Origin of the sequence: Enterococcus sp. S53 (assembly GCF_016516865.1) — a bacterium.
Taxonomy (GTDB): Bacteria; Bacillota; Bacilli; order Lactobacillales; family Enterococcaceae; genus Enterococcus_D; species Enterococcus_D innesii.
Genome location: NZ_JACVUH010000005.1, coordinates 17,081 through 34,202 on the forward strand (window position 1 = coordinate 17,081; position 17,122 = coordinate 34,202).

At 45.3% G+C, this 17,122-nt stretch carries 14 protein-coding genes; 6 read left to right on the plus strand and 8 right to left on the minus strand.

Annotated features, from left to right (window positions below; all coding sequences use genetic code 11):
- Nucleotides 1–15: 15 nt before the first annotated feature.
- The 3 genes from IAE45_RS08235 to IAE45_RS08245 are packed head-to-tail and all read right to left on the minus strand — an operon-like array spanning nt 16 to nt 3,437.
- On the minus strand, nt 16–711 hold the full coding sequence (locus tag IAE45_RS08235; protein ID WP_008376133.1) for an L-ribulose-5-phosphate 4-epimerase: 696 nt from the start codon (nt 709–711) through the stop codon (nt 16–18).
- A 19-nt stretch (nt 712–730) separates the two neighbouring features.
- Nucleotides 731–2,326, minus strand: coding sequence for a xylulokinase (locus tag IAE45_RS08240; RefSeq protein WP_200125905.1), 1,596 nt, complete (start codon nt 2,324–2,326; stop codon nt 731–733).
- A 4-nt stretch (nt 2,327–2,330) separates the two neighbouring features.
- A complete protein-coding gene (locus IAE45_RS08245; RefSeq protein WP_375349985.1) occupies nt 2,331–3,437 on the minus strand; it encodes a GntR family transcriptional regulator in 1,107 nt (368 codons plus the stop codon).
- Between the two features lie 149 nt (nt 3,438–3,586).
- On the opposite strand from IAE45_RS08245, the gene IAE45_RS08250 reads away from it, so the two are divergent.
- From IAE45_RS08250 to IAE45_RS08260, 3 genes are all read left to right on the plus strand, one after another.
- On the plus strand, nt 3,587–4,441 hold the full coding sequence (locus tag IAE45_RS08250) for an SHOCT domain-containing protein (protein ID WP_200125901.1): 855 nt from the start codon (nt 3,587–3,589) through the stop codon (nt 4,439–4,441).
- Nucleotides 4,442–4,771: 330 nt separating this feature from the next.
- A complete protein-coding gene (locus IAE45_RS08255; RefSeq protein ID WP_233618987.1) occupies nt 4,772–5,476 on the plus strand; it encodes a helix-turn-helix domain-containing protein in 705 nt (234 codons plus the stop codon).
- A 107-nt stretch (nt 5,477–5,583) separates the two neighbouring features.
- Nucleotides 5,584–6,693 (plus strand): ABC transporter ATP-binding protein, encoded by a 1,110-nt coding sequence (locus IAE45_RS08260; RefSeq protein ID WP_077453935.1) that lies wholly within the window; start codon nt 5,584–5,586, stop codon nt 6,691–6,693.
- Nucleotides 6,694–6,825: 132 nt separating this feature from the next.
- Here IAE45_RS08260 and IAE45_RS08265 read toward each other — a convergent pair whose 3' ends face one another.
- The 5 genes from IAE45_RS08265 to chvE form a co-directional block, all read right to left on the minus strand.
- On the minus strand, nt 6,826–8,283 hold the full coding sequence (locus IAE45_RS08265) for an alpha-L-fucosidase (RefSeq protein ID WP_233618988.1): 1,458 nt from the start codon (nt 8,281–8,283) through the stop codon (nt 6,826–6,828).
- 282 nt (nt 8,284–8,565) lie between these two features.
- Nucleotides 8,566–8,901 carry a PTS sugar transporter subunit IIB gene (locus IAE45_RS08270; protein WP_008376144.1) on the minus strand — a complete coding sequence of 112 codons (336 nt, stop codon included), beginning with the start codon at nt 8,899–8,901 and terminating at the stop codon, nt 8,566–8,568.
- 12 nt (nt 8,902–8,913) lie between these two features.
- Nucleotides 8,914–10,110, minus strand: a complete 1,197-nt coding sequence (mmsB, locus tag IAE45_RS08275; protein ID WP_200125899.1) for a multiple monosaccharide ABC transporter permease — start codon at nt 10,108–10,110, stop codon at nt 8,914–8,916.
- Nucleotide 10,111: 1 nt separating this feature from the next.
- The gene (gene mmsA / locus IAE45_RS08280) at nt 10,112–11,641 is read right to left on the minus strand and encodes a multiple monosaccharide ABC transporter ATP-binding protein (RefSeq protein WP_077453937.1); all 1,530 of its coding nucleotides are present in this window, start codon (nt 11,639–11,641) and stop codon (nt 10,112–10,114) included.
- 146 nt (nt 11,642–11,787) lie between these two features.
- Nucleotides 11,788–12,888 (minus strand): multiple monosaccharide ABC transporter substrate-binding protein, encoded by a 1,101-nt coding sequence (chvE, locus tag IAE45_RS08285; RefSeq protein WP_005231478.1) that lies wholly within the window; start codon nt 12,886–12,888, stop codon nt 11,788–11,790.
- A gap of 232 nt (nt 12,889–13,120) precedes the next feature.
- Here chvE and IAE45_RS08290 point away from each other — a divergent pair, with 232 nt between their 5' ends.
- Genes IAE45_RS08290 through IAE45_RS08300 form a run of 3 tightly spaced genes read left to right on the plus strand, consistent with a single transcriptional unit; the run spans nt 13,121 to nt 17,115 of the window.
- Nucleotides 13,121–14,125 carry an ABC transporter substrate-binding protein gene (locus tag IAE45_RS08290; RefSeq protein WP_200125897.1) on the plus strand — a complete coding sequence of 335 codons (1,005 nt, stop codon included), beginning with the start codon at nt 13,121–13,123 and terminating at the stop codon, nt 14,123–14,125.
- A 10-nt stretch (nt 14,126–14,135) separates the two neighbouring features.
- Nucleotides 14,136–15,584 carry a sensor histidine kinase gene (locus tag IAE45_RS08295; protein ID WP_200125895.1) on the plus strand — a complete coding sequence of 483 codons (1,449 nt, stop codon included), beginning with the start codon at nt 14,136–14,138 and terminating at the stop codon, nt 15,582–15,584.
- The gene (locus IAE45_RS08300; RefSeq protein WP_081118297.1) at nt 15,562–17,115 is read left to right on the plus strand and encodes a response regulator; all 1,554 of its coding nucleotides are present in this window, start codon (nt 15,562–15,564) and stop codon (nt 17,113–17,115) included. Before IAE45_RS08295 ends, IAE45_RS08300 begins: the two co-directional genes overlap by 23 nt.
- Nucleotides 17,116–17,122 lie beyond the last annotated feature (7 nt).

The following is a 17,122-nucleotide window of genomic DNA, read 5'->3' on the forward strand; positions in this document are numbered from 1 at the left end:
CTTGCTCCTTTTTCGTTATTTTTGCCCGTAATAGGCATTTTCTCCATGTTTGCGTAAATAATGTTTGTCTAAGACCCGCTGCGGCAATTCGGGTGCGTAACTGTTCAGCTGGCGCGTGATAAAATTCATCTTGGCGACTTCTTCTAAGACCACTGCGTTCATCACCGCCGCATCCGCCGTTTTGCCCCAGGTAAACGGTCCATGACCGTGAAGCAAGACACCAGGAATTTCTTCTGGCGTGATGCCGCGTTCCTTAAAGGTTTCGACGATCACCTGTCCTGTTTGTGCTTCATAGCCTTCATCGATCTCGGCTTGCGTCAAAAAGCGGGCACAGGGGACTGCTCCATAAAACGTATCGGCATGGGTCGTGCCCATCGCTGGCAGATCGAGTCCTGCCTGAGCCCAGCTCGTCGCCCAAGTAGAATGGGTATGGACGATCCCACCAATTTCTGGAAATGCTTTGTATAAAACGGCATGCGTTGGCGTATCGGAGGAAGGATTTTTCGCTCCTTCCACTACGTTGCCCTCAAAATCACAAACCACCATATCACTGGCTTGCATGGTTTCATAGTCAACACCGCTAGGTTTGATGACAAACAACTGCTGTTGGCGATCCACTGCTGACACATTGCCCCAGGTGTATTTGATCAATCCTTGCTTCGGCAATGCCAAATTGGCCTGAAAGACTTCTTCTTTTAATCCTTCTAACACAAAATTCCCTTCTTTCTTTTTAAATCAACGCATCGATTGCCGCTTGCTCGATCGGCAACCCTGCTTGGTAACGTTGAGTAAAGACGGTGAACCCCTGAATGTCGGCTTCTGTCGGGGCTAACGTCACGCCGTGGTCATTTTTAAATACTTGATCTGCTAAGAATGCTGCCAAGGATTGTTCTGGCGTGTGACGGCGAAGGTATGCTGCTAAAAGGGCGATCCCCCAGGCGCCGCCTTCACCAGCCGTTTCCATGACCGTGACTGGGGCTTCCATGACAGCTGCCAAGACACGTTGGGCAACTTCTGGCGTTTTGAAGATCCCCCCGTGACCAACGATTCGATCAATGGCGACGTCTTCGGCTTCCAGAATCTTCATCCCGATCTTCATCGCACCAAAGGCACTAAACAGATGTAAGCGCATGAAATTTGCTAAAGTAAAAGAACTCTCTGGCGATCGGACGAAAAGCGGCCGTCCTTCAGGGATCTTAGTGATATTTTCACCAGAATAATAGCCATAAGAAAGCATCCCGCCACATTCTGAATCCCCTTTCAATGCTTCGTTGAATAAGGTCGCAAACAATTCTTCCGTGGAAAGTTTCATTCCAGCTGCGTCGGCAAATTCGCGGAAAATTTTGACCCAGGCATTGATCTCCGAGGTACAGTTATTCGTATGGACCATCCCCACCAAATCTCCAGAAGGCGTCGTGACCAAATCGATCTCTGGATACACTTTAGTTAAGGGTTCTTCTAAGACGATCATGGCAAAAGCCGACGTCCCGGCTGAAACATTCCCGCTTCGCTGTGCCACACTATTCGTGGCAACCATGCCAGTGCCCGCATCGCCTTCTGGCGGACATAACGGGATGCCAGCTTGCAAAGTACCAGTTGGGTCGAGTTTTTTTGCGCCTTCTGCCGTCAATGTGCCGGCTGGTTCGCCTGCTGTCAACACTTGTGGCAAAAGGTCTTTGATCTGCCAAGGATACCCCTGACTGCTGATTTGTGCATCAAATTGCTGCAGCATATTCGCATCATAGTTTTTTGTCGTACTGTCGATTGGGAACATCCCAGATGCATCGCCGATTCCGATAACTTTTTCCCCTGTCAGCTGCCAATGGACATAGCCGGCTAAGGTAGTGAAAAAAGCGACCTCTGGGACGTGGGCTTCTTGATTCAAAATCGCTTGATACAAGTGCGCGATACTCCACCGCTGTGGGATGTTGTATTGGAACAATGCCGTCAAGGCTTTTTCTGCTTCTTCCGTGATCGCATTGCGCCACGTCCGAAAAGGTACCAACAGCGTGCCTTGTTGATCAAAAGCCATATAGCCGTGCATCATTGCAGAAAAACCGATACTGCCGATCGTCGTCAAAGGTACCTCGAATTGCTGCTGGATGTTGTGCGCTAACTCTTGATAGCTGGCTTGCAGTCCTTGCCAAATCGCCTCTAGCGAGTAGGTCCAAATCCCTTGTTCCAATTGATTTTCCCATTCAAAGCTGCCGGAAGCGATCGTCTGAAACTGCTCATCGATCAAGACAGCTTTGATCCGTGTCGAGCCTAGCTCGATCCCAAGAGACGTGCGCCCGTCAATAATTGCTTGCCTTACTTGTTGCGTCATCTTCTTACTCTCCTTTTTGGTTATTGACTGAACCGCGAACGATCAGCTCCGGTTCAAAATAAAAGCGTTGCGCTTCTGTTGCCTTACCTGTAGTGATCCATTGTGCTGCCAATTCCCCCATCGCTTCTTTCGGGTGAGTCAGTGTGGTGATCGCCGGTGTGGACAAGGTGCTAAGGGGCGAGTCATCGTTACCCACGATCGAAAAATCAGTAGGAACGTTCTTCCCCGAAGCCGTCAATGCTTGAATCAAGCGATGCGCGATCTCATCGTTGTAACAAACGATGCCTGTGACTTGATTATCGGCAGCCGTCAAGCGCTGGATCGCTTGTTCAATAACGGCTTCTTTTGACTCCGTCGTATACGTCAAGACGTCTTCTGCTGCAAACGTCCGCTTGGCTTGGGTCAACGCTTTGACAAACCCTTTCATCCGATATTTCCCTTGTAAGTCATCGATTTTCGTGATCATCATCAACTGCTGATGCTGTTGCTCTAATAGATAATTGGTTGCTAAAAACCCAGAACGTGTATCGTTGACACAAATATGCGGCAAGTCTAGTTCTTCGTAATAGGCATTGATCATGACGAGAGGAATCCCAGCTTCTTGAAGGGCGACATAATAGGCAAGATTCGGGTTGTACTGGCTGCTCTTCGTTGGTTCAACGATCAACCCGTCTACCCCTTGATCCATCATTTGCTGCAAGCACGCTCTTTCTTGCTCATGATCATTGTTGGTTGAGCCTAAAAGCAGTGAGTAGCCTTGCTCCCGCAATGTCTGCTCTACGCCGCGCATGATCGAAGGGAAAATATAATCAGACAAATAGGTCATGATGATCCCGATTGTTTTGCGGTTTTTATGATTGACAGTCTCAGGTTTTGAAACGTAGGTGCCTGAGCCCCGTTCTTTTCTTAAATAGCCTTCATTGACCAAAACAGCGATCGCTTGGCGCACCGTGTGGCGGCTATAATGAAATTCTTCCTGTAAGGTTGCTTCTGAAGGGATCGCATCGCCTTCTTGATAGGTGCCTAAGCGGATCTTTTCTCTTAAGATATCCGCAAGTTGTTCGTACTTATTCGCCATTTTAATCCCATCTTTCAAAAGTTGTCCGTACATCTAAGATACCAAGAAACCGCTTCCGTGTCAATTGCTGCTATGGCTTTTTTTCTAAAAAAACCTAACGAAAAGAAGGTAAATGATAAATTCTCCTTATTTTCATCAGAATAAAACGAATCAAAACACTATTTGTTGTATAATTGAATAAAATGTTGCTTATTACGTTTAAGGAGGTAAGTATTTTGACGAGAACACCTAATGAAACCTACGAGGAACCCATTATTTTGTATTCAAAAAAATATCGAGAAAATCGCAGACATGATGCCAGCTGTCGTTGGCTTATTACGAAAAAAGGCGTCTGGATAAACAACACCCATCCAAAAATCCCAGATGAAAAAATCCCCATGGCAAAAATTGCCGATGTGGAATTACATATAGGCAAAGGTCTCTTAGTGGACTACCTCCGACTGCAGATACCAGGTAATTCTCAATTGCTCTATTTCACCAATCGAATCGATGCCCAAAAAGCCTATGAATTTTTAACCACTCGCCTTGCAGCACTTGGCGGGCAATCAGCCAAAAGTTACGTGGATGAAGAGGCTGGAAAAATCAAATTACTTTCCTATCATTATCGTGAGGCTTGGGTCATTTCAGAAGATACCCTCACAATCATCGATTACAAGAAGAAAGCGAAACAGGTTCTGCAGATTCCCCAAATTACCAGTGTCAATTTGAAAGAAGTTGCCGAATCTGGTCTTTGGAAAGGCAATGGCTTCTTGGAACTGTATATTGGCGGCGGGGCAATCAGAGAAACCCATTCTCGCAGAAGGACGGAACCAAACCACTCCCTTTGCTTTGCCGAAAAAGACCTGCTGATTGCTCGGATCATACAGCGCTATCTCACTAACTTCCCCCGTGAGCATGCGATACTGCCCCCGCAACCAACTGTAAACCCGACGGCACAGGTCATTGCTGAACTACGTGAACTAAAAGTATTGGTTGACGAAGGAATTCTGACTGAAGAAGAATTTGTGTTGAAGAAAAAGCAACGATTAGGATTATAGAAGCAATCGCTTCGGGAAAAAAGCCGCCCTCCTGCCATGCGAAGGCAGAGATTTCGGTGAAGGGCTGTGTTTTTTTCCTGAGAAAATTTTGAACGGTTTTTTTAGAACATGCTATACTAAATGAAGAATACGTAGAGCATCTCAAAGGAGGTCTTTCTCATTTTTTCTTTTAATGACATCAAAGCGCGTTTCCCCCAGGCAACGCTGCATGACAAAGTATCCACAACGAAGGACATCGAATCCATCGCTTTCGGCAAAAAATATATTTGGCTGCCAACTGACCAATTAAGTGACAGTGAAAAACTGCTGATCCAACTGGGAAACGGCTCTTTGCAACCAGAAATCGATAACCGAAACCATCCATGGTATTCGATTTTATTTGAACATCAGCCCGTTCAAGAGCCAGAGTGGATTCGCCTGCTGCAAGTTCATTTCACCCGAACCATCGACTCCTTACAATCCGAATGGCTCACAGAGATCCAGCAAATGCTCCCTAGCGTAGTGGATCTTTTTTTCCTCACCGAAAACCATGCGGTGATCGTAGAAAAACAAGATAGTGCCAATTTGCCCATCGAAGATCTTGACGGCTTATTCGTGGCTTTGGATATGGATTTCGACTGCTATTCTCAGCTATTCGTCGGTCCCTTCCATCACCCACGCCACGACTTCACTACCTTATGGACGAGTGAATCTACCCTGTTCAAAAATGAGTTAAAAACGAAAACTACCAGTAAAAGTATGGATCTGCCCAAAGTGGTCTTCTCTCTTTTTCGCAATGGCTTTTCCGAGTATATTTCCTTGTTCCGTACCTTGTATCTAGATTGGTTTGAAGAAGAGACCGAAACGATCATTCAATCCCTGTGGCGCAATCAAGGCAATGCGAGTTCTACTGCCAAAGAACTGTTTATGCATCGGAATTCTCTCCTATATAAGATCGATAAGTTTCAAACACTGACGCGCTTGAATTTAAAAAATATGGATGATCTTTTGCTTTGCTATTTACTGATCGACCAATTCACCCATCAGAGCAATTAAACAACCTGCACAAGAAAACGTTTTTTTCTTGTGCAGGTTTCCGTTGCGCATTCGAAGCGTTTTCATTTATGCTATTCATGTAAACTAAATGGAAAGAGGTAATCCCAATGGTAGAAATGGCCTTAAAAAATATCCACAAAAAATATGACAATAATGATGCATATTCGGTAACTGATTTTAATTTAGATATCGCTGATCGCGAATTCATCGTTTTCGTCGGACCTTCTGGTTGCGGAAAATCCACAACCCTTCGAATGATCGCTGGTTTAGAAGATATTTCTGAAGGCGAATTGAGCATCGGTGGAAAAGTAATGAACGATGTGGCACCAAAAGACCGCGACATCGCAATGGTTTTCCAGAACTACGCATTGTATCCCCATATGACTGTTTTCAACAACATGGCATTTGGTTTGAAATTGCGTAAATACGACAAAGAAGAAATCAAAAAACGGGTAGAAAATGCCGCTGAGATCTTAGGATTAACAGAATACTTAGATCGTAAACCAGCTGCCCTTTCAGGTGGTCAGCGTCAACGGGTTGCCTTAGGCCGTGCCATCGTTCGTGATGCCAAAGTCTTCTTGATGGATGAGCCGTTGTCAAACTTAGATGCGAAATTGCGGGTTGCCATGCGTGCGGAAATCGCAAAATTACACCAACGTTTAGAAACAACGACGATCTATGTAACCCATGACCAAACAGAAGCGATGACCATGGCTGACCGGATCGTTATCATGAAAGATGGCTTCATTCAACAAATTGGTTCACCAAAAGAAGTCTACAACACGCCGAAAAATATTTTCGTTGCCGGCTTTATCGGTTCACCAGCAATGAACTTCTTCAATGTTACGTTGAAAAACGGCATGATCTCTGATGGACAAAGCTTGAACTTACGTATTCCTGAAGGCAAGAACAAGGTTCTTGTGGAAAAAGGCTACGAAGGCAAACAATTAGTCTTTGGTATTCGTCCAGAAGATATCCACAGTGAACAAATCGCATTGGAAGCTTCTCCTGAAGCAACTGTACGTGCTGAAGTGGTCGTATCTGAACTATTAGGTGCAGAAACAATGCTTTATACACGTGTAGGTGCGACTGAATTTATCTCGAAAGTTGATGCCCGCGACTTCCATCGTCCAGGTGAAACAGTTGATTTGGCTTTCAACATCAACAAAGCACACTTCTTCGATAAAGATTCAGAAAATGTCATCACACTTCCTTAATTTGTAGTTACCATGCACTGTTCTCGGATTTGCCCCCTAGGCAGTCGCATTTAACTAATATCCACTTTTATTCCTTATTTGTATCCCCCAAAAACAGACAGTCAGCCGACTGTCTGTTTTTGGGTTGCTTTTTTATTCTTCCTGAGGCACATAACGAGCGGCCATGGTTTGAATGATCGGTGTTTGCCGAACTTGAGTAAAAACGATTTTGACAGCAGACACGCCGACTGCTTCAAAGCTGATGATTTTTTGATAGCCGATCGTCACTATTTCGGTCAGCAACTGTTGTCCTTCTGCCGTTTGCAGAAAAATTTTTGCTTTTTCTACCCGTTGCCCATATTGAATCGCTTCTTTCAGTACAAGTGTATTGATGACGACCGGTTCTGCAAAATGTAGGGTCAGCCATGGCCGTTTGTCTTCCAAGTCCGGTTTCCAATACTGGCCAAACGCTTGAGATAGTTGGAGCTTATCCATTCTGCTGGACACACTGGTTGAAGAGCTCGCAAACGTGCCGTTCCTTTCAGTCGTCACCTCTTTCAATTGTTTAATCGAGTGACCTAATTGCTGCAATGCCTTTTGATCCATTGGATGGATCATACCATCCGGCATCGGCGGCACATTAAGTAGAAAAGAACTATTGCCCCCAACGCTCTGCTTGTAAAAGGACCAGAGCTCAGCGCCGCTTTTTACTTGTTGGTCTTCTGATGGATGATAAAACCAGCCGGGGCGAATTGATAAGTTGACCTCAGCAGGGTACCAAGCCAATTCAGCAGCTTCTTTAATGCCGTACTTTTTCAGCGCTTGTCGGCTTCCTAAATCCATTTCCATACTGGAGATTGATTGCCGAAACGCTGCGCTATCGGCTTTTTGCGAATGACTCGCTGTTTTTTCAGCATCCTTTAATGCTGCTGGCACCACACTCCATTCTTGAAGCCTGGTTTGCCCCGCTTCGTTTCCTACCCAACGGACATCCGGTCCGCAAATCGCAATCACCGCATTGGGTTGCAGCTCTCGAATCACTTGATAATACCGTTCCCAATCATAGTTTTGGCGTTTTCCATTGGGCCCTTCACCATTGGCGCCATCTAACCATATTTCGAATATATCACCATAATTGGTTAAAAGTTCTGTCAACTGCGCTGTATAAAAATCATCATAGGCTTGCCCCATTCCATAACAAGCTTCATGCTGATCCCAAGGCGATAAATAAATGCCGAATTTCAGGTCTGCTTGACGGCAAGCATCAGAAAGTTCTTTCACTAAATCACCTTGACCATTGCGCCAGGGCGTTGAAGCGACTGTGAAAGCAGTGTGCTGGCTTGGCCATAAGCAAAAGCCATCATGGTGTTTGCAGGTCAAAATGATTCCCTGCATACCGCTTTGCTTCATTGTGGAAACCCATTGATGACAGTCTAAATTTTGCGGGTCAAATACCGTTGGCGACTCATTGCCGAGCCCCCATTCACGATTGGTCATCGTATTGAGACCAAAGTGGATAAAGCCATAAAATTCCAACTGCTGCCACTGTAGTTGTCGTTTACTGGGGCGAATCTGGGTAAGGTCTGCTGGTTTGATAATCTGTTCCTCCATTCTATGAGTTGTTTGCTGCTTTAAGGAAACAGATACAAGATCGATTCTTGACTATTTCCTTATTGGAAAAGATCCGCCGCCTTTACTGTACTTTTGCCACCTGTCCACTCACTGGCAAACGAAGTACAAGAACTGACCGAAGCAGCATTCAATCGGCGGTTCTTCCCTATCAGGTGATCAAACTACTTTACGATAAAAAGAGTAGTGCTTGCTTGGGGGATTCGCAAGGCACTACTCTAAACAACATATTCAAACGCTGAAACACATAGCTCTTTTTTGAGCCTAGCGATCGTTTTGTAAGAGGGTCAGGCTGTCTGTAAGGACAGCTTCGCCATCTAACAGCTCATAATCTGTTTCTTTGATTAATTTATATGGCACCGCTTTGACCATGAGAAAGTCTTTTAATCGATTGACTTCGTACTTCGACTGCGGACCGATCAGCAAGGCATCGACTGTTTGTTGCTGCAGGATCTGTTCAGCAATGATGGCTGGTGCCGAATAGATATGCACAGCTAGCCCTTTTTCATCTGCGGCCCGCTGCATATTTTTTACTAAGAGTCCCGTAGTGATGCCGGCGGTACAAATCAATAAAATCGTCTTTTGTGCTTGGTCCTCCATAAACAGGCCCTCCTACGAAATTTTCTTTTTCTTATTGTAGATATCCAACACGACAGCCAGCAGCAAAATCAACCCTTTGATGGCTTGCTGCCAATCGACACCGACTCCTAAGATCGACATCCCATTGTTTAAGACACCCATCACGAGACCACCGACGATCGCCCCCATCACGGTACCAATACCGCCTGAGGTGGAAGCACCGCCGAAATACACTGCGGCCATCGCATCTAATTCCATTGACGTTCCCGCTTGCGGTGTGGCTGCATTCAACCGAGCGGCTAAAACCAAGCCCGCCAAAGCTGCCATCATCCCCATGTTCACGAAGACCCAGAAGGTGATTTTCTTCGTCTTGATCCCAGAAAGTTCGGCTGCTTTTTTGTTGCCGCCGGTTGCATAGATTTGACGACCAGCGACGGTTTTGTTAGTCAAAAAGCCATAGGCAGCCACGATCACTCCTAAGACGATCAAAATGATCGGATACCCTTGATAAGAGGCAAAGATATAGGTAGCACCGAGAAATACGACCGCAGTAAAGACGGCTTTAAAGGCAAAGGCTGCCATTGATTCCACTTCAAAAAGATTTTTTTTGTGACGCTCACGGGTCCGCCATTGGCCTAAAATCAGGACGCCCGTGATCACTACACCTAAAATCATGGAAAGTAAATGGATCTGACCGCCTGCAATATCTGGCAAATACCCAGTAGAAATTTGTTGGAATGCCTTGGGAAAAGGCGCCAAGGACTGACCGCCTAAGACGACTTGGGTCAGTCCTCGAAACATCAGTAAACCAGACAAGGTCACAATAAATGCTGGGATACCGACATACGCGACCCAGAAGCCTTGCCAGGCACCGATCACTGCCCCCATCAGTAAGCAAAGAGGCACTGCCAGCCAAGGACTGATGCCGTTATTGACCATTAAAACGCCTGCAATCGCACCGACAAACGCCATCACGGACCCTACGGATAGATCGACGTGTCCTAACAAGACGACCAAAAGCATACCAGCTGCCAAAACGAGAATATGACTGTTTTGCAACACGAGGTTGGTGATATTCAGCGGCCGCCAGAAAATCCCATCGGTCATGAGCTGAAAGGCCACCAATAATACTGCTAAGATAATGATCATACTGTATTTACTAAAGATTTCCAGTGCCTTTTCTTTCAGCGAATGGCTGCGTTCTTTTTTTAATTTATTGGTTGTTTCCATCTCAAACCCCACTCTCTTCTAATGTCATTAGATTCATCAATCGTTCTTGATCCGCCTCTTCCCGCAGGACCTCGCCAGTGAAGCGTCCTTCGTTCATCGTATAGATTCGGTCACACATGCCTAATAGTTCTGGCAGCTCCGAGGAGATGATGCAAATGGCTTTGCCAGCTGCTGCCATCTCTTCGATGATCGTATAGATTTCGTATTTCGCCCCGACATCGATCCCACGGGTCGGTTCATCTAAAAATAAGATGTCTGGTGTGGTCATCAGCCATTTTGCCAAAACAACTTTTTGCTGATTCCCACCACTCAAACTGCCGACGTTTTGATAGATTGAATTGGTTTTGGTCCGCATTTTTTTGCGGAATTCTTCTGCCATCGTGACTTCTTTTTCTTTATCGATGACCCCTTGGCGGCTGATTTTGGCAAGACTAGCAATGGTGGTATTCTCGCGAATATCCATCAGCAGATTCAAGCCCAGCGCTTTTCTGTCTTCCGACACATAGGCTAGCCCATTTTTGATGGCGGTTGGCACGTCTTTGACAGAAATCGGTTGGCCGTCTTTATAGACTTCCCCCGAAATCGAACTGCCGTAGGAATGACCGAAGACGCTCATGGCAAACTCAGTCCGTCCCGCACCCATCAAACCGGCGATACCGATGATCTCTCCTTTGCGGATCATCAAGTTCAAATTTTCATTCACCACACGGGTATGGTCGATTGGATGATGGACCGTCCAATTTTTGACTTCAAAAAACGGTTCACCAATAGTGGGGTTCCGCTCTGGGTAGCGATTGGTCAAGTCTCGCCCAACCATGCCGCGAATGATGCGCTCTTCAGAGATTTCGGTGCCGCTCAGCGTCTCGATCGTTTGCCCGTCTCGTAAAATCGTGATGCGATCCGCCACATTGACAATTTCATTCAGCTTGTGGGAGATGATGATCGAAGTGATCCCTTGGTTGCGAAACTCTTTGATCAGCTCTAACAGATTGGCACTTTCTTCTTCATTCAACGCCGCAGTTGGTTCATCTAAAATCAACAATCGGACGGATTTTGAAAATGCTTTGGCAATTTCCACCAGCTGTTGATGCCCGACACCGATTTGTGAAACCAGCGTATTCGGGTCTAATTTTAAGCCAACGATCTTTAAGAGGTTGTCTGTTTTCTTTTCGGTTAGATCCCAATCAATGATGCCGTGTTTGGCTTGTTCATTTCCTAGAAAGATATTTTCTTTGATCGACAGGTAAGGACTTAAGGCTAACTCTTGATGAATAATAACGATTCCTTTGTCCTCACTGTCCCGCAAATCTTTGAACTTGCATAACTCCCCTTCATAATAGATCTCTCCGTCATAGCTGCCGTAAGGATAGAGTCCGCTTAAGACATTCATCAGCGTGGACTTGCCGGCGCCATTTTCTCCACACAGTGCGTGGATCTCTCCTCGCTCGATCGAGAGGTTGACGTTATCAAGGGCGCGAACCCCTGAAAACTCTTTGACGATGCCTTTCATCATCAAAATATTATCTGCCATGTTCTTTCACCCTTTTCCTTTTTATGTAAAAGTGAAGCGATCCGTTTGTAAGAAAAGCGGAAAGAACGAATACTGGGGATGATTCGTTCTTCCCTGCTGCTTTCGGGGAAACTAGCATCTTTTCTCGCTGGATCTGTACTTCTTGCTTAAATGCCTAGCTCTTCTTCTGTATAGTAATCGGTATCGATCAATTCTTCTTTGTAGTTGTCGCTATCCACAGAAACGGGATTTGACAAATAGGTTGGTACGACTTTGACGCCATTGTCATAGGTTTCCGTATCGTTGACCGGGACTTCCTCGCCATTGGTGATGGCTTCGATCATTTCGATCGTGTTTTTCGCTAACACCCGTGTATCTTTGAAAATCGTTTGGGTTTGTTCACCCGCGATGATTGATTTCACTCCTGCCACCGTCGCATCTTGACCAGTAATCACAGGTAGTGGTTTATCGGAAGAACCATAGCCAACACCTTTAAGCGATGAAATGATTCCTAGGCTGATTGGATCATAAGGTGAAAGAACGGCATCCAATGTTTGATCCGTATAGTTGGCACTCAACAAGTTGTCCATCCGAGCTTGTGCAGTCGAACCATCCCAACGCAAGGTAGCGATTTGGTTGAAGTTGGTTTGACCAGAAGGAACGACTAGCTGTCCGCTGTCAAAGTATTGTTGGAAGACCGAAAGGACCCCATTATAATTGATCAGTGCATTGTTATCATCTGGAGAGCCGCCGAATAATTCAATATTAAATGGTCCTTCACCGTCTTTGAGACCTAATTTGTCTTCAATATAAGACGCTTGCAGCACGCCGACCCCAAAATTATCAAAGGTGGCATAATAATCGACGTATTCCGAGTTCATCAGTAAACGGTCATAGGCGATGACTGTGATGTCTTCGTTATGGGCTTTTTCCAACACGTCCGTCAGTGCCGAACCATCGATCGAGGCGATCACTAAAGTATCAACGCCTTTGGTGATCATGTTCTCAATTTGTGCCACTTGGTTTTCTACTTTGTCTTCTCCATATTGCAGGTCAGTTTTATAGCCAAGCTTCTCTAATTCCTCTACCATATTGTCGCCATCTGCGATCCATCGTTCTGCTGATTTGGTCGGCATCGCAATCCCAACAAATCCTTTGTCTCCGTCACCGTTTGCCCCGCTATCTGATCCATTCCCACAAGCTGCTAACAATCCACCAACCAATAAGGTGGATGCTAGGACGACCAATTTACCAAAAGTACCTTTCATTGTGATCCCTCCATGTCTTTTTCTTACATATTCAGTATAGCTAGTTAAGGAATCGCTTACATTTAGATTTTTTCGAGGTTTCTTGGATTTCTTGAGAAAAAACGGCCCAGTTGCCCCCTTTTCTCTTTGGAATCTTGGATTTTTTAAGATTCCCTTGGTTTTTATTTGATTTGATATTTTGTGTAAAGCGCTTCCGTATTTTTTAGTAGAATAGACTATAGAGGTGAAAAAAATGAGGAATATAAAAATTGGGTTGTTCGTCTGTTTGTTTCTAGCTTGCTTGTCTGGTTGCCAAGCAAACAAAGAAACAACCACTGAAACATCGGAAGAAAGTATCGTGATCGGTTTTTCTCAATCGGGAACAGAAAGCAGCTGGCGCAAGCGCCACACCGAATCGATTCGCACTGAATTAGAGAAGGAAGGCTATGAAGTGCTCTATCGTAACGGCTATATGAATCAAGAACGTCAGATTCAAGATATCCGCAGTTTTATCGTGTATCAAGTCGATGCCATCGTCTTTACCCCGATTCAGGAAAACAATTGGGAACCGATTTTGGAAGAAGCGGCGCAAGCGGGGATTCCCATTTTCGTGGTAGATCGTCATGTCAATGTCAGTGACCCCTCTTTATTTTTGACCCATATCGGGCCAAGCTTCAAAGCCGAGGGCAATCGTGCGGGTCTCTACGTAAGCAATTATTATAAAGAACATCAAAATGAAACGATCAATGTTTTAGAATTGACGGGACTGGATGCTACGTCTCCGACGTATTTGCGCTCAGAAGGGTTCCGAGAAACCATCAAGCGTGATTATGCCCACAACAATGTAACGATCCAAGTCAAAGATGAGCTAAATGGTGACTTCATTCGCCGCAAAGGCAAAGAAGTCATTGAACAATACATCGCAGAAGGCAAAATGGAGCAGATCGATGTCTTGTTCAGTCACAATGACGAGATGACTCTCGGTGCTCTTGAAGCCCTCGAAAAAACCGATATTGAGCCAGGGAAGGATTTAGTGATCGTATCGATCGATGCCCAAAAAGAAATGATCGATAAATTGAAGCAAGGAGTGGTCAATTGTGTCGTTGAGTGCAACCCAGATGCTGGTGTGTTCGTCAAAAATGCCATCTCGCGCTACTTGGCTCGCGGCGCTGATGCCATTCCTCGTGAAATCTATGTCCATGAAACGGTTTTTTCCAGTGACATGGATTTCGATCAGATTCCGCCGAGAAATTATTGAGGGGATGAAGATGAAAACAAAAAGTATCAAGGGCATCTTTCAACAGACGAATAAACTGATGATCCTCGTCGCCTTTATCCCCCTCGTAGTAAGCAGTGTCTTTTACTCGCGGCAGATTTTCATTTACCAAAATACCATCAACAATATTGAAGAAGCCAATCAACTATCGGAAAAAGTCGATGCCATTGTCTTGGAAGAAATGTGGGATTTAGTCTTTGGTCAAAAAACCGTCGCACAAGTCCAAGAAACCAATGTGATCGATGAACTAAGGAGCGATCTGCAACACATCCAAGAAAATACCAGCACTGCCAAAGAGCTCAATATTTTAGCGGTCGCCTTTCGGACGCTCGATTCTTTAGAAACCTATCAGCAACAGTTGATCGATAATATTCTCAAGGATGAGCCGGTGGAAAAAAACCAATACGTCATGATCCAAGTGGATTCGGTGATCGATTTGCTATCCGAAATTTTGCAGCAATTCGTCGGGGTAGAGATCAGCTTAGCCAGCCAAACCAATCACGAACTAGTCCAATCCGTGTTGCTGCTGATCCTTTTTCAAGTCGTGTTGCTTTTGATCATCTTTGCGATCATCAATAAAAACCGGCGCTTTGTTCGAGATAATTTGCAATACCCGCTGGATCGGTTGTTAGACCTTTCCAATGAACTATCCCAAGGACATTTGAGCTACCGAGCAGAACTGCCCGAGACCCCAGAGCTGCGGACTCTGACGAGTAGCTTGAATCGAATGGCAGATGACTTGACTCGGCTCTTGGAAGAAAATGCCTTGAAGCAGTATCACTTAGCCCAAAGTGAGGTGCGGGTCTTACAAGCCCAGATTACCCCACATTTCATCTATAATAGTTTAGATGCGATCGTTTCTTTGATTGAAGCTGCCCGTTACGAGCAAGCAACGGAAATGACCTATGCGTTGTCGGATTTTTTCCGTATCTCCTTAAGCAAAGGGCAAGACTGGATTCCTTTGGAAAAAGAATTGCGGCATGTGGACGATTACTTGAAGATTTTACAGATCCGCTATGGCAGGATGCTGTCTTACACCATTGAAGATCAAACCGTCAGTCCAGAACTACAGGTCCTGAAAATGGTCTTGCAGCCCCTTGTTGAAAACGCCGTTTATCATGGCACCAAGTTTGTCCGCCGTGTCGGTATGATTCGAATCACAGTGTCAGAACTGCCCCACCAGATTCAAATGACCATCAGTGACAACGGCGTTGGGATCGACCCTGACCGTTTGCAGGAGATTCGTCGTAACCTTAAGGAAACCACCGACCCCGACTCTGAGAGCGGTTATGGCCTTTACAACGTCTATCGCCGCCTCCAGCTGAACTACGGCAGCGAAGCGCAACTGACGATCCACAGTCAATACCAAGAAGGCACCACGATTACCGTCACAGTACCAAAAAGGGAGGAACCCAACCATGTACAAAGTGTTCATAGTTGAAGATGAACATCTGATTCGCGATAGTTTGCGTCACCAAATCATGACTCTTGCCAAACAATACCCGATCGTTTATAGCGATGAAGCCGCCGATGGCGAATTGGCGCTGGCTTCGATCCTTGATCTGCGTCCGGATATTATTATCAGCGATATCAAAATGCCGTTTATGGATGGTTTGGTCTTTGCGAAAGAAGCCAAAAAATTATTGCCGCAAGTTCGCATTATTTTTGTTAGCGGCTTTGATGATTTTGACTATGCAAAAACGGCACTGCAGTTGCAAGCAGATGATTACTTGCTCAAGCCCATCAAAAACGAAGAATTAGAACAAGCCATCAAAACCGTCGTTCAACACTTAGATGAACAACAAACCACTCATCAGCAATTATCCAAAGAAGACGATTTATTCGAAATGGAAATCAAAAAAAATCACTTTCTGAATCACCTCTTTAAACAAAAGATCACGATCTCAGAAGCCTTTTTGCAAGCAGAAGAACTGGGCCGGCGCTTTTCAGGCAAACAGTTTTGTGTGCTGTTAGCAAAAACCCCCTTCAATCAAAGCTTTTCTGACTACACTCGCTTTAGCCAGCAGCTGACCAAAGCCTATGAGCAAGATGATGCCGTCTTGTTCTCCAGTGTGTCCAGCCGCTTCATCAAGTTTTTACTTTTTGACCACGACCGAGAACAAGTTTTAGAAAAAGCCTATCAGATCGCTCAAAGCCTCGTTCATGGTTCTGGGGAAGAAGTAGCAGTGGCGATTGGACCGGTAGCAGATCGCTTCTCGGGTATCTCTCTTTCTTATCAGAAAGCTCGTGATATGCTAAAAACCTATGGCAGCATCCGCAAGGAAAAAATCATCAGCTATGAAGACGACATTCGCGAAGGGGAACTGTCCCCCACCAATCCCTTCAAAACCGACCTTGCTTCACGGCTGGCAAATGCTGGGAAACAGACGATCCCTGAGCTGATCGCTGAATTGATGGCGCCTCAAGGAACCGTTGAGCGAACGCAAATGTACCGTTTGTTCGTCTTAGTCGAACTGCTGGCATTATTGAAGAAAAAAGACAGTCATTCGCTGCCCCAGATCGTTCAGCACGCCCATGACTTAGACTATCTAGCGGCATTGACCCATGAGCCAGAGAACTATCAAACGACTCTGGCAGAACTGTTGCCATTATTGACCAAACAACCCATCAATCCTGCAATGGCGAAATATCAAAGCGTCATCAATCAAGCCAAAGCCTTTATTAGTGAGCACTTTTCTGATCCCAATATTTCCTTAAATGTAGTTGCTGAAAAAGTTCATTTGAGTCCAGCACATTTCAGCACCATCTTCTCGCAAGCCACTGATTCTACGTTTATCGAATACTTGACCGAGCAACGGTTGACCTTAGCTAAGGAACTGCTGTTAACGACCAATCTGCGGCTATCTGAGATCGCCTTTGATGTTGGCTACAATGACCCAAATTATTTTTCCTTTTTGTTCAAAAAGAAAGAAAAAATCTCACCGAAAGAATACCGTCAAAAAAATGCCTAGATGAGTG

Coding starts and splice junctions, on each gene's coding strand:
- IAE45_RS08265 (WP_233618988.1), bottom strand. CDS start 8,283: ATGGAGGAACAGATTATCAAACCAGCAGACCTTACCCAGATTCGCCCC.
- IAE45_RS08290 (WP_200125897.1), top strand. CDS start 13,121: ATGAGGAATATAAAAATTGGGTTGTTCGTCTGTTTGTTTCTAGCTTGC.
- mmsB (WP_200125899.1), bottom strand. CDS start 10,110: ATGGAAACAACCAATAAATTAAAAAAAGAACGCAGCCATTCGCTGAAA.
- IAE45_RS08250 (WP_200125901.1), top strand. CDS start 3,587: ATGTTGCTTATTACGTTTAAGGAGGTAAGTATTTTGACGAGAACACCT.
- mmsA (WP_077453937.1), bottom strand. CDS start 11,641: ATGGCAGATAATATTTTGATGATGAAAGGCATCGTCAAAGAGTTTTCA.
- IAE45_RS08240 (WP_200125905.1), bottom strand. CDS start 2,326: ATGACGCAACAAGTAAGGCAAGCAATTATTGACGGGCGCACGTCTCTT.
- IAE45_RS08270 (WP_008376144.1), bottom strand. CDS start 8,901: ATGGAGGACCAAGCACAAAAGACGATTTTATTGATTTGTACCGCCGGC.
- IAE45_RS08260 (WP_077453935.1), top strand. CDS start 5,584: ATGGTAGAAATGGCCTTAAAAAATATCCACAAAAAATATGACAATAAT.
- IAE45_RS08300 (WP_081118297.1), top strand. CDS start 15,562: ATGTACAAAGTGTTCATAGTTGAAGATGAACATCTGATTCGCGATAGT.
- IAE45_RS08245 (WP_375349985.1), bottom strand. CDS start 3,437: ATGTACGGACAACTTTTGAAAGATGGGATTAAAATGGCGAATAAGTAC.
- IAE45_RS08295 (WP_200125895.1), top strand. CDS start 14,136: ATGAAAACAAAAAGTATCAAGGGCATCTTTCAACAGACGAATAAACTG.
- chvE (WP_005231478.1), bottom strand. CDS start 12,888: ATGAAAGGTACTTTTGGTAAATTGGTCGTCCTAGCATCCACCTTATTG.